This is a genomic window from Paenibacillus sp. YAF4_2, from assembly GCF_052113225.1.
GTDB lineage: Bacteria > Bacillota > Bacilli > Paenibacillales > Paenibacillaceae > Pristimantibacillus.
This window is the reverse complement of record NZ_JBFRCT010000008.1, coordinates 119,918-132,455: the sequence shown is the minus strand read 5'-3', so window position 1 is coordinate 132,455 and position 12,538 is coordinate 119,918. Positions and strand designations below refer to the sequence as shown.

Here is a 12,538-nt window from a genome sequence, read left to right as displayed (position 1 = left end):
TCCCTGCACCTCTATTTTGTGATTTGGATTTCTTGCTGCAGCCGCTGCTTCGAATCAGACAAGCCTTTAGCTCCGTTACGACATAAACATTACGATATCTTACTCCATTATTTAAAACTAATTCCAAGACCGATTAAGAAACAAGGTCGAATTGATGACCAGCTTTTCATCAGGACAAGTCCGTCCTTGAATCCGCCACCCTTGCTTATTCAACTGCGACTCATCTATGGCTTCATACATGATTTGCCTCATCCCTTCAGCTGTACGAACAGCTACTAGAGGATCTTTAGAAGTACGGCTAATCTGCTCCAGGACCGCCTGTTTATTTCTTACGAGACTAGCAACGAAGATCCGATCATAAGTGCTATAATCAAAATCCGAACCATTCATATTCACGACCATCACTTTGTCCTCTAAGCCCATCCGCTTGAGCAGAGAGCAAGATGCATCATAGGCCACAGGATTCATTTCCAGACAGATGACCTTCACATCACTTAATAGATGTAGAAGAATAGGGCTTAATGGCAGTGGTCCGCTGCCAACAAAAACATACGGCGAATTATCGATAAGTCTAGTCTGCCCAGTAATCCGATGGAGAGTAGCTAGTTCCTCACCAACCAGAGCTACGTAAGTATTCCAATTAGGCAATTGTTCCACATTATCCAGAACGGAATCCGGATACTGGCAAACTTGACGAGAATCGCATAGCTCTACCAGAAACTCAGCCTCCGACAGCTTATCCTGCAAGCTACGTCTGTTCAATTGAATGTATTCATTGCTTAGAACAGCATGTATTTCTTCCGGTGAATAGCGAGACCGCAGTTGAAGGAAAAGGCGGCCAATGGTACTTGTAACTAATTGATTCACAGGAGACAGATCTATTTCCTTCTGAAGAAGCTCATTTGCTTCTTGGATAAAAGCAATGAAGTCCTCCACCAATTGCATTCTTGGCAAGCGGCCTGTATGTACAACAGAACCATTCGAATAAACGTCCATTTGCCCATTTCCTCCTTCACTCCACATCTACTCGAAATATATTCAAGTGGTCAAGGATGTAGAAGGTTATAGGGGATTGGCCCGTTATTAACGGGCCGTTCTCGATCGCTCTCTTATACGTTTATTTCGCTTTGCTTTGCTTCTCTGCGAGTGCGTTGCCTGATTTGGAAATATCATTATAAGCATCTTCAATCGATTTCTGGCCAAACATAACGGCATCCATCGTTTTCTTGTAGTTGTCTACCCACTCCGTCCAGCCTGCCGCAGCTGGGGAGAACGGCATCGCCTTATCCTTCGCCGTATCATACAATTTCTTGCCGAGTTTCTCTTTTGGCGCCAAGGTTGGTTCAAGCGCTGTATAGATATCGTCATAGATTGGAATGCCAAAGTTCGTGCCATACGTCTCGCCGGCTTCCTTCGACGTAACGAACCATTTGATGAAAGCCTTCGCCGCATCCTTATGCTTGGAATCCGTGCTGACGCTTAGGAAGATAGTCGGCTGCGCCCACCCGCCTCCTTCAGGCCCAACCGGAAGGTTGACGACGTCAATTTTCCCTGGCATTAACTGCTCAAGCGCCCCTACTGAACCAACCGTTGCGCCTCTCGTCATAACTTTGCCGCTTGCCATAGGGTCTGCTTGCGGATCGTTTTCCTTAAATGCGCTGACCATGTCCGCAGGAGGAACGATTTTCTTGTCACGGAAATCCGCATGTATGCCATAGAACTTCATGAACAGCTCTTTGTCCAGATTAAACTTCTTGCCATCCTCTTGAATAATCGGGCCTTTGCCGTACGACATTTGATAGTACTCGTAAAAGTCCCATGTATCCGTGTCGCTGATCGGATAAACGCCATCCGGAAGCTTGGCACGGGCATTTCTCGCAAAGTCGAAATATTCGTCCCAAGTCCAGTCCTTCTTCGGCAGCTCGATACCGGCCCCCTCCAGCGCTTCCTTGTTGAACGCCATGCCTTGTGCGTTGCGGCTGATCGGAATGCCGTAAAGCTTGCCGTCTATTTTCAGGTTTTCGAGCGTCTTATCGTCGATGACACCAGTGAGGTCGATATCCGATAAATCCTCTAATGTACCTCTAGTCGCATATTCTTGAATGTATGCTCCGTCCATGTGAAGGACATCCGGCAGCGAATGGGAAGCGGCCAGCGTCGGCAGCTTCTTCCAATAATCATCCCATGCCATATATTCGGGTGAGAAGGTTACCGATGGATTCTCACTCGTATACACCGCCTGCGTTTTCAGCATCGCCTGATGCCTGATATCCGCTCCTTGCCACATGATTTTAAGCTTCACCGGAGCATTAGGATCGCCATTGCCGCTGTTGCTTGTAGCACTCGACTCTCCATTGTTCGAACCACCGTTCCCGCAAGCCGTTAATGCCAGCATCGCCGCAAGCGTCAATAACGTCAACCCTTTGTATAATCCATATCTTTGCTTCATCCTCTTTTCCCCTTTACCGTATAGTTTGAAGCTGGACCTGCTTTTGCAGCTATCCCTTTAAGCCTGTCGTTGCGATTCCTTCGACGAAATGCTTTTGTGCGAAGAAAAACAAAACGACAGACGGCAAAACCGATAGGAGTGACATCGCGAGAAGCCTGCCCCATTGGATTTCAAACTGATCCACATACATGCGCAGAGCCAGCCCAACTGTAAACTTAGCAACCGAATTCAAATAGAGCACTTGTGCGAAAAAATCGTCCCAGCTCCATATGAACGTAAATATGGCGACCGTCACCAAAGCAGGCTTAATAAGTGGCAAAACAATCCGGTAGAAAATGCCATATACGGAAGCACCGTCGATCTTAGCTGCTTCATCCAGCTCTCGCGGGATGCCCCTTATGAATTGCACAAGCAAAAAGATAAAGAATGCACCACCGCCGAAGAAATGCGGAAGAATTAAAGGAATGTAGCTGTCCATCAGCTGCAGCTTATTGTAGAGAATGTACTGCGGAACGATCGTTACTTGCCCCGGCAGCATCATCGTAAGTAGTAATATAGAAAATAACGCACCGCGAAACTTGAAGTTTAGACGGGCAAAGCCGTATGCGACGATCGCGCTTGTGAGTACGCTGCCAAGCACGTTCCAAAGCTCCATAAGGAGCGTATTTCCGAAGAATCGTCCGAACGTAAATTCAGGGGAAAATTGCCAGCCCTTGGTGTAATTCTCCCAAATTGGGGTGGAAGGCCAGATCGAAGGCGAACTCATCTCAGCCGTCGTTTTGAGTGATGCGCCAACCCACCAAATGACCGGATAAAGCATAAGGAGGGAGAACACAATCAGCAGCATATGGTTGGTAACTGCATTCTTTCTAAGCCATTTGTTCACTTTTGCTTCCCTCCATCCGTCTCGTAAAATACCCAGTATCGCGATACCAGGAAGTTAATGGCGGTCATTAGCGCTACGATAACAAGAAGAATCCAAGCGAGCGCGGATGCGTACCCCATTTGATAATGTTTAAACGCCTTATCATAGAGGAACAACGCGTACATATACGTCGAATTGATCGGTCCACCATTCGTAATAATGAATGCGGAGGTGAACATTTGGAAGGAACCGATAATGCCAAGCACGAGGTTGAAAAACATAACCGGCGAGATCATCGGAAGTGTAATGTGGAAAAACTTTCGCAGCTTCGAAGCGCCGTCAACCGACGCCGATTCATAAAGCTCGCTAGGGATCTGCTTCAGACCAGCTAGAAAAATGACCATTGTAGAGCCAAATTGCCAGGTATTAAGCAAAATCAGCGTTGCGAGCGAGGTATGCGGATTGGTAATCCATCCGATGCCTTCAATGCCGAACCAGGCAAGCACATGATTGAAATAACCGTTCAAATTGAACATATTTCGCCACAGTGCCGATACAGCAATGCTCCCGCCAATGAGTGAAGGGAAATAAATCGCGGTCCGATAAAGATTCATACCCTTCAAATTTTTGTTCAGCATCATGGCGACCATCAATGAGAAGAAAAGTTTAAGCGGGACAGAAAACAACACGAAAATAAAGGTTACCTTGAGCGATGTCGTGAAATCGGTATCGTTCTTGAAAATGTTGGCGTAGTTATCCGTTCCGGTCCAGGTCGGAGATTCAAGCAGCGAATACTCCGTAAAGGACAAATAAAAGGACTGGATGATCGGCCATACCGTAAGCAGCAAGAAACCGAGCAGCCAGGGTGAAATGAAAATGTAGCCTGCCAAATTATTATGGTTCGAGCCTTTGAGTTTCTTCGTCATGCGCAGCTTTGCAGCCGCCGGCTTATACACAGCTTCCGCCTTCATCTCACGTTCATCTCCCCTCACAGCATCTATAAGGCTCATTTTATTGAAATCGCTTACACGTGTACATGCGATAGAATTATGAATTTGTTTGTTTTTTTACACTCTTGTTTGGCTAAAAAAGGACCTATCTAACAGAAAAAGCTATGCAGCCGCAGCATGCATAGCTTCCTTCCTCTATTGAACCGCTATCCCGTCTTGACCTCGGCAGACGACTTCGATTCGGCCATTGCCGCCTCCATCAAGCCTTTAATATAACCTACGCCATATAGACGTCCTAGCGTTTCGTATCCGGGATTCGTATTGGCTTCCCCTTCCATTGTCGGAACATGGTCCGGTCTAGACGGACCGTCGAAGCCAACTTCATAATATACTTTCATGGCCTCATACATATCGGTTTGGCCGTCATCATGGAACGTCTCATGGAACTTGTCGGGCGTTCCAACGACGTCACGGAAATGCACGAAGAATAACTTATTCTGTCTTGCGAAATGGCGGATGACATCCGGTATATGCTCGCCTGCAGTCGCAAGCGTGCCTTGGCATAGTGTAATTCCGCTGTATTCGCTTGGCACAAGATCAATTGCACGCTGCAATGCCTCCGCATTTCGGAGAATGCGTGATACGCCGCGAATCGGGCTTATAGGCGGATCATCGGGGTGTAAAGCAAGCCTCACCTTAGCTTTCTCCGCAATTGGCACAATTCTTTCCAAGTAATAACGCAGATTGTCCCACAATTGATCCTCCGTCACGATCCCGGCTTCCGTGAGCGGCGCATTTTGCATCAAGGAATGATCGTAGCTGGACACGAGCGCACCTCCGCGGGTACGCGTCGTCGTCGATGTGCGGAACCAATTAAATTGCGCCATGAAATTGTAGCATAAGACGGGAATGCCAAGAGCACCCATATTCGATATGAGCTGCCCCATCCATTCAATCTCTTCATCGCGGCCTGGAAGGCCAAGCTTGATCTTATTCGTTGGCGGCGCTGATTCGATGACAAGCAGTTGGATACCATGATTCTCGTAGCGCTGCTTCATGTGAAGCAGATTCATATAATCCCAGGGCTTCATCCCATTATCTTCCCTCGGCAGCGGGCCAACAGCATAATCAACGCCCATCTGCTTCGCCAAATGCCATAACTGGTCCGGAGAGGAAGTGAAAAACTCAGCTAATTTCATAATCAAACACGCTCCTTCATTCTCGTTAATAACCTCCATTACGGTTGTTTATTTCGTTTAATTCGCGTCCCGGAATTCGCTTGGCGACAAACCTACCTTCTTTTTAAAAATTTGGCTAAAGTAACGAGAGTCTTGATAGCCGACTCGTTCGGCGACCTCATAGTTTTTCAGATGCGTTTGCTTAAGCAGCTTTTTAGCGTTGGATATTCGTATACGAGTCAGATGCTCGATAAACGTGACACCCATTTTCGATTTGAATAAGGAGCTTAAGTAAGCTGGAGTAATGAATACTTTATCAGCGACGTAATGCAGGGATACCTTATCGTACTCTTCCTCCATCAATGTAACCGCTTTCTTAATTAAGTTGCGATTGAGGCAGTCGGAGGTATATGACGCTCCCCCCATCCCTTTGATCGCCTCGCAAACCGCGTCTTTCATTTCTTCCAGCGTGTGCAGCTGCATGAGTGCCGTAATATCTGGCGTACTGCATAGATGTGGTTGACCAAGTGCGGATTTGACCCGAAGCTGCAGGCTGACCAGAAGCTGAAGTGTAGCATCAACGACTTTATTGACTGGCAGCGGACCATTCCGAGTTAACGTTTCGTAGAAGCCGTCCACCGCTTGACGAATTGTACTAGATTCTGTGATCGAGTCGCTAGTCAGAAGATGCAGGAGTTCATCTTCCATATTTTCAGGATATTCGGCGTCGCTTGCATACTCAGTAATGCTGCTGAAGTAAATCGGCTGTGATTGGTCTTGGTAGAATTGGTATTTCATTGCGAGGAGGGCTTGTTCGTAACCGTGATGCAGATCAGATAGCTGCGGATAAGGATTGCTAATGCCAAGCGAGATCGATTGAGGAGAGAAGTTATGCTCTTGGTTGCAAATACTGCTGTACAACTCTAATAGGGATTCGCGATCATCCCACGAGAAAATGATTCCGACATGTCCCTTGTCATCAGGAAGAATAGCCGTGTTGCCAGGCGCATAACGCTTGATGACAGTATACAGTTCATCGACAACGTATCTTCGGGACCATAAATCCACCTTTGGGGTACTAATGCTAAACAAAGCTATAGCTGGGTAAGCGTAAAATGCATGAAGCCCGTTCTCTTCCAGGCTCCTCTTCATATCTCCGGCGATACCGGGAAACAGGTCATTCAGCGTTCGAGCACGAACCAATTCCACTTGCTTCATGATCGGCACTCCTCTCTTAAGAAAGGATGAATAAGTCAATATGGCTCCCGTGCTATTCTCCGGTGTAATTTTTATAGAAATCCAATCCCTGTAGCAGCAGCGTTTCCGTAAGATCGACGTCACCCGATTTGATAAGATTCAAAATATCGGTGTGTGAATCAGAAAGAGAATAGCCTGGGTGATCTTGATTCGTTACGGTAATAAAGCGCATAATCTTTGTTTTGATGCTGTTCCATATGTTGTACAGCAGCTCATTCCCGCTCCGCAAATAAAAGTAACCGTGAAAGAGCATATCCAGCTCGACCAGACGGTACGGATCCTCTTGATCGATTGCTTCCCGCATACCGGCAATGACACCTTCAAGGTAAGTAATATCCTTCTCATCCAGCACCTTCATCGTTGCACGAAGCGCGTGGCCTTCGACCATTTGGCGCAGCGAGTATATGTCTCGTATTTCCTGGGCCGTTATCTCAGAAACGGCTGAGCCTTTATTCATTTTGCCGACAATAAGACCTTCCTGCTTCAGCCTCTCCAATGCTTCTCTGACGGGCGCTTGGCTGACGCTGAATTGTTTGGCTATATCAAGAACGATCATACGGTGTCCGGGCAGCAGTTCACCCTTCATAATCTGCCTCTTTAAGGTGATATAGACATGCTCACTAAGAGAGATTGGATTTTGCTCTGAACTGGCTGTTTCAATGGACACTTGTTATCACCACCCTTTGATTTGGTATTTTTTAGGATTATCGATAATCGATAACCTGATGCTAGTCGCTTCAAGCGGGAATGTCAAGATGAAAATGTCCAGCTTATTTTCAGTCTCATCAACCGTAAAAAAACAAACAAAATCATAATTTTACGGCATCGCTTTTCGCTTCAATCGCTCGGTAAGATGGTCATGTAACGAGAAACGGGAACCGATGAGAATCCAGATTCATGAGGAGGTGTACACGGTTTGCCCAGGAACGTGGTCTTCATCGCGGATGCCGACAGCTGGTCTGGCAAGGGCCTTATCGCACGATTTATCCAGAATGGTACGGATCTGATTCTGAACAGTCTTCAAGACGACAAGGAATGGGAAGACGTGCTCGTTTCCTGCACAGCTGCTGGCTCTAAGGTACTTGTTACCCATGCCGATCTATGCAGCAGCCGAGACTTATCGACTATGCTCGATCAGGCCGAGAAGCTGCTTGGCCCTGTCGATGTCATGATTCACAATTGCTGCACTATTAGACCTACCCATGTCGAAAGCTGCGAGGAATCAGAATTTGTCGAGATCATGCAAAGAAATGCCAAATCCGCCTTCTTCTGTACGCAAGCGTTAGGCAGACGGATGGCAGCTAGAGGCAGTGGCAGCATCATCTATGTCAGCTCCATTCACAACGAAAAGCCGACCGGAGCGTCCTTTGCTTACAGCGCTTCGCAAGGCGCGGTGAAGATGCTTGCCCATGAAGCGGCATTGTTTCTCGGCCGGTTCGGCATCCGTGTCAATGTGATTGAGATGGGCCCTATCGAAGGTTCGGACGTTACTTTTCAAAGTGAACTTTCGGGACTTTACGACGATTACCGTTACAAGGTGCCAAGTGCGTTGCTTGGAACGGACACCGATTTGGCCGAGCTTGCCTTCTTCCTTACCGGAGAGGAAGCTGGCTATTTGAACGGAGCAGATATTCGACTGGACGGCGGCTTCCTCCTGCATTATATGGATTACCGTATGAACAAGCCCGCCGAGGGGGAGACGCGATCGCAATGAGCCAAAGCTTAATTGGAAAATCGGCACTCGTCACCGGTGCGGGAACAGGCATCGGTAAAGGTATTGCGATAGAGCTTGCAAAGCGAGGCGCGAAGGTTGCCATTCACTACAATGCTAGCGCGGCCGGAGCCAAAGATACGCAGCATCAAATCGAGGAGCTCGGTGGCTTCTGTATGACCGTGCAAGCAGATGTAGCTGATCGGGAACATATCTTCCGTATGGTCGATACTAGTGCGGCTGAGCTTGGCGGTATCGATATTCTAATCAACAATGCTGCACTGCAGCTTAACATCCATTGGTTTGATTATACAGAAGAACAATATGACCGCGTCATGAACATCAATCTTAAAGGGTACTGGCAATGTATGCAGGCGGTTATCCCTTATATGAAGAAACAGAATTTCGGCCGCATCATTAATATCTCCTCCGTCCATGGCAAAAGACCTACCGATTTCGATGCAGTCTACTGCATGTCGAAAGGCGGCATCAAAATGCTAGGCAGGGAAAGCGCTATCGAGCTTGCGCGTTATGGCATTACGGTCAATACGATTGCACCCGGCGCAATTGACGTCGGCAAGTCAAGGCAATCACATAGTAATCCCAATCCAAAAAAATTCCCTCTTGGCCGTGTCGGACTGCCTGCGGATGTCGCAGCACTAGCCTGCTACATTGCCTCAGATGAAACCTCGTTTATGACAGGCTCCACCATCCGTGTGGATGGTGCAGGCATGTTAATGTAACTAATTGATAATGTCCAATACCTATATCTCTTAAAGGAGCCATGCCCGTGACTCAACAGGAAAGCTATGAAAGCACGTTAGCCTACGTCAATACCTACTCCAAACCTTCGGAGCTTCGTATCACCGATATTCGTTTTGCCGATATTGCTGGTGCTCCCATGCACTGCAGCTTGATCAAGGTGTTCACGAACCAAGGCATCGTTGGTTTCGGCGAAGTACGAGACGGCGCTGACAGAATGTTTGCCCTTCAGCTCAAAAGCAGGCTTCTAGGCGAAAATCCGTGCAATATCGACAAGCTGTTCCGCAGAATTAAGCAGTTCGGCGGACATTCCCGGCAAGGCGGCGGAGTGAGCGGCATTGAGATCGCCTTATGGGATATTGCCGGTAAAGCCTACGGCATGCCAATCTATCAAATGCTTGGCGGCAAATTCCGCGAACGAATCCGCATGTACTGCGACACCGACGTCGATGGCAAGGATACGGGGAAAGCAATGGGCTTAGCGCTGCAAAAAAGGATGGAACAAGGGTACACCTTCCTGAAGATGGATCTTGGCATCAATCAGATTATTAATGAGCCTGGAACATTAAACGCCCCGCTTGGCTTTCTCGAGGAAAAGAAAGCACTGTCCAAATCTTGGTATTCCCGCAAGCATTCGAATTTCACGGAGCATGAACTGCGGGAAATACGTAATCGTCACTACGATATTTATAACATCGCGCATCCATTTACCGGCATTCATGTTACTGAGAAAGGTCTCGACATGCTGGAGCAATACGTAGCCGACGTTCGCATGGTTATCGGCTACGAGGTACCTCTTGCAGTAGACCATTTCGGACACATCGGCTTGCAGGACTGCATCAAGCTGGGCCGTCGAATTGAAAAATACAATCTGGCTTGGATGGAAGATATGATTCCGTGGCAATACACGAATCAATATGCCCAGCTCGCTAGCATGGTGACGACTCCAATCTGCACCGGAGAGGACATCTATCTCAAGGAGAACTTTAGACCCCTCTTGGAATCCGGAGGCGTATCCGTCATCCATCCTGACGTGCTGACGACCGGCGGTATACTAGAAACGAAAAAAATCGGTGACATGGCCCAGGAATACGGCGTTGCGATGGCCATCCATATGGCGGAAAGCCCTATCGCCTGCCTCGCAGCCGTACATGCCGCAGCCGCCACGGAAAACTTCCTGGCGCTTGAATACCATTCTGTCGATGTTGAATGGTGGGACGATCTGATTGTCAGCAAACTGCCTAAGCCGCTGGTCCAGAACGGATTCATCCATGTGCCTGATGCGCCGGGCCTTGGCATCGAGGAGCTTAACGACGAGGTTATCGCACAGCATCTGCACCCGGAAATTCCTGGACTATGGCTTCCTACCGATGAATGGAACGGCTTTTGGTCTAACGACCGGCTTTGGAGCTAAAGCAATACAAAAGATAAAAGCGAGGTGTCCGATATGAAATTTAATAATGCAGAAGATACGATCCAGCTATCACCGCTATGGCTAGGCGAGCGCTTCCCAGATGGCCGTCCCAAAGTGCCGTCCAGCGTGCTCGGCCGATTAAGCAGGATCACGCTTGAGGAAGCATGGGGACCACTCTGGTCGAGAGGGTATCATTATCAGTTCGAGGGTGATTTCAAGATCATTCATCCGAACAAAATCATGGTCGGYCGCGCGGTTACAGCCGTTATGGTGCCTAAGCGCCCGGATTTGCATGACACACTGCTGAATTACGGCCATGAGCAAGAGGATCGCAGAGGCTTTTTCAACCAATGGGTTATTGATTCGCTGGAGGAAGAGGACGTCGTCGTCATAGACATGTTTGATAAAATCTATCAAGGCACCTACGTAGGAGGCAACCTATCCACTGCTATATCTACTCGCACGAAGACCGGAGGCGCCGTCATTTGGGGAGGCATACGAGATAATCAGCAAATTGAGCAAATCGAAAATATTAATGTTTACTATAGAGGCAGCGACCCAACTGCGATCGCCGACGTCACGATGGTTGGCATGAACGTTCCCGCCCGTATTGGTCGAGCCGTCTGCCTCCCGGGCGACATCGTTCTTGGCACGCCGGCAGGTGTCATCTTTATCCCGGCCCATTTGGCTGAATTAACGGCAACCCATGCGGAGAAGTCGCAGGTCCGCGACGTGTTTGGCTTCGCCCGCTTGAACAGCAGAACTTATACAACGGCGCAAATCGATGCAGCCTGGACAACAGCCATGTGGCAGGACTTCATGCAATGGTTCGAATCGGACAAAGCCGCCGCAGCTTATCAGCATTTGACATGGGAGCAAGAACTGGAAGAAGCGCGCCGCAACGAGAACAACGGTCCTTCCAGTGATGTCCGATTGTGAGAAAACCAGTACTTGCAGTTGCCAGTCTATCAATCTAATGATATAAACAGCTTAGATGTTATAAAGTGGAAAAGGAGCATCAACGATGGACAAAGCGATATTAGGCCGCACCGGATTACAAGTCACGAAGCTGAGCTACGGCGCCATGGAAATTCGCGGCCCGCGCGTATGGAGCGGAAGACCAGTCGAGGACGCCGATGCGGGGCGTATCCTGTATGCCGTACTCGACGCAGGCATCAACCTGATTGATACCTCTTACGATTACGGCCGCAGTGAGGAATTAATTGGCCGCTTCATCAGCCACCGCCGGGACGAGTTCATTCTGGCAACAAAATGCGGCTGCTGCGTCACCGATCGCGGTGATCACGACGAGACGTCTCATATTTGGACACGCGATAATTTACTTCATAATATCGATACGAGCTTAAAACGTATGAAAACCGACTATGTCGACGTATTGCAGCTGCATGGACCAACAGTGAAACAAGCCGAGGAAGGCTCGCTGGTCGACGTGCTGAAAGAAATTCAAGCAAGCGGCAAAGCCCGTTACATCGGCGTTTCCTCTTACCTTCCGAACCTTCCTCCTTTCGTAGACTGGGGAACGTTTGATACGTTCCAGCTGCCTTACTCCGCTCTGGAACGCGAGCATGAGGATTGGATTTCGAAGGCTGCGGATACCGGTGCAGGCATTATCGTTCGCGGCGGCGTTGGCCAAGGTGAACCGGGCATCGGGCGCGGCTCGGAGGATCGCTGGAGCGCATGGGAGCAAGCGAAGCTGGATGATTTACTTACGCATGGCGAGCAGCGTACCGGGTTTCTGCTGCGCTTCACCTTGTCCCACCCTTCCATGACGACGACAATCGTCGGAACCAAGAATCCCGCTCACCTGGCGGAAAATCTCCGTTTCGCCGAGCTTGGCCCGCTTCCGAGTGACGTCTACGAGGAAGCGAAGAAGCGCCTGGACGCCATCGGGCGAACTTCAATCGCAAATTGAAATAAAAACGAGCCTTAGG

12 protein-coding genes are annotated in these 12,538 nt (G+C 48.7%); 5 read left to right on the top strand and 7 right to left on the bottom strand.

The window, feature by feature from the left end:
• Positions 1-117 precede the first annotated feature (117 nt).
• The 7 genes from AB4Y93_RS19240 to AB4Y93_RS19210 form a co-directional block, all read right to left on the bottom strand.
• Entirely contained in the window at positions 118-996 is an 879-nt protein-coding gene (locus tag AB4Y93_RS19240; protein WP_441894470.1) for a nicotianamine synthase family protein, read from the bottom strand.
• A 121-nt stretch (positions 997-1,117) separates the two neighbouring features.
• Positions 1,118-2,449, bottom strand: a complete 1,332-nt coding sequence (locus AB4Y93_RS19235) for an ABC transporter substrate-binding protein (RefSeq protein WP_441894469.1) — start codon at positions 2,447-2,449, stop codon at positions 1,118-1,120.
• Between the two features lie 49 nt (positions 2,450-2,498).
• Positions 2,499-3,296, bottom strand: coding sequence for a carbohydrate ABC transporter permease (locus tag AB4Y93_RS19230; protein ID WP_441894639.1), 798 nt, complete (start codon positions 3,294-3,296; stop codon positions 2,499-2,501).
• A gap of 35 nt (positions 3,297-3,331) precedes the next feature.
• Positions 3,332-4,285: a carbohydrate ABC transporter permease gene (locus AB4Y93_RS19225; protein WP_441894468.1), complete on the bottom strand. Its 954-nt coding sequence runs from the start codon at positions 4,283-4,285 to the stop codon at positions 3,332-3,334.
• A gap of 185 nt (positions 4,286-4,470) precedes the next feature.
• Complete coding sequence (locus AB4Y93_RS19220; protein WP_441894467.1) at positions 4,471-5,463, bottom strand: mannonate dehydratase; 993 nt, start codon at positions 5,461-5,463, stop codon at positions 4,471-4,473.
• 57 nt (positions 5,464-5,520) lie between these two features.
• The gene (locus AB4Y93_RS19215; protein WP_441894466.1) at positions 5,521-6,660 is read right to left on the bottom strand and encodes a helix-turn-helix domain-containing protein; all 1,140 of its coding nucleotides are present in this window, start codon (positions 6,658-6,660) and stop codon (positions 5,521-5,523) included.
• Positions 6,661-6,712: 52 nt separating this feature from the next.
• The gene (locus tag AB4Y93_RS19210) at positions 6,713-7,366 is read right to left on the bottom strand and encodes an FCD domain-containing protein (RefSeq protein WP_167276818.1); all 654 of its coding nucleotides are present in this window, start codon (positions 7,364-7,366) and stop codon (positions 6,713-6,715) included.
• A gap of 249 nt (positions 7,367-7,615) precedes the next feature.
• Here AB4Y93_RS19210 and AB4Y93_RS19205 point away from each other — a divergent pair, with 249 nt between their 5' ends.
• The 5 genes from AB4Y93_RS19205 to AB4Y93_RS19185 all read left to right on the top strand — a co-directional run bounded on the left by AB4Y93_RS19205 (position 7,616) and on the right by AB4Y93_RS19185 (position 12,519).
• A complete protein-coding gene (locus AB4Y93_RS19205; protein ID WP_441894465.1) occupies positions 7,616-8,413 on the top strand; it encodes an SDR family NAD(P)-dependent oxidoreductase in 798 nt (265 codons plus the stop codon).
• Positions 8,410-9,153 (top strand): SDR family NAD(P)-dependent oxidoreductase, encoded by a 744-nt coding sequence (locus AB4Y93_RS19200; RefSeq protein WP_441894464.1) that lies wholly within the window; start codon positions 8,410-8,412, stop codon positions 9,151-9,153. Before AB4Y93_RS19205 ends, AB4Y93_RS19200 begins: the two co-directional genes overlap by 4 nt.
• Before the next feature lie 47 nt (positions 9,154-9,200).
• Complete coding sequence (locus AB4Y93_RS19195; RefSeq protein WP_441894463.1) at positions 9,201-10,586, top strand: mandelate racemase/muconate lactonizing enzyme family protein; 1,386 nt, start codon at positions 9,201-9,203, stop codon at positions 10,584-10,586.
• Between the two features lie 33 nt (positions 10,587-10,619).
• On the top strand, positions 10,620-11,525 hold the full coding sequence (locus AB4Y93_RS19190; RefSeq protein WP_441894462.1) for an RraA family protein: 906 nt from the start codon (positions 10,620-10,622) through the stop codon (positions 11,523-11,525).
• Positions 11,526-11,610: 85 nt separating this feature from the next.
• Complete coding sequence (locus AB4Y93_RS19185) at positions 11,611-12,519, top strand: aldo/keto reductase (RefSeq protein ID WP_441894461.1); 909 nt, start codon at positions 11,611-11,613, stop codon at positions 12,517-12,519.
• Positions 12,520-12,538: the final 19 nt, after the last annotated feature.

Bases quoted from the DNA above. Each gene is read 5' to 3' on its own strand.
- AB4Y93_RS19225 (WP_441894468.1), bottom strand. From the start codon at position 4,285: ATGAAGGCGGAAGCTGTGTATAAGCCGGCGGCTGCAAAGCTGCGCATG.
- AB4Y93_RS19230 (WP_441894639.1), bottom strand. From the start codon at position 3,296: ATGCTGCTGATTGTGTTCTCCCTCCTTATGCTTTATCCGGTCATTTGG.
- AB4Y93_RS19220 (WP_441894467.1), bottom strand. From the start codon at position 5,463: ATGAAATTAGCTGAGTTTTTCACTTCCTCTCCGGACCAGTTATGGCAT.
- AB4Y93_RS19240 (WP_441894470.1), bottom strand. From the start codon at position 996: ATGGACGTTTATTCGAATGGTTCTGTTGTACATACAGGCCGCTTGCCA.
- AB4Y93_RS19215 (WP_441894466.1), bottom strand. From the start codon at position 6,660: ATGAAGCAAGTGGAATTGGTTCGTGCTCGAACGCTGAATGACCTGTTT.
- AB4Y93_RS19200 (WP_441894464.1), top strand. From the start codon at position 8,410: ATGAGCCAAAGCTTAATTGGAAAATCGGCACTCGTCACCGGTGCGGGA.
- AB4Y93_RS19235 (WP_441894469.1), bottom strand. From the start codon at position 2,449: ATGAAGCAAAGATATGGATTATACAAAGGGTTGACGTTATTGACGCTT.
- AB4Y93_RS19185 (WP_441894461.1), top strand. From the start codon at position 11,611: ATGGACAAAGCGATATTAGGCCGCACCGGATTACAAGTCACGAAGCTG.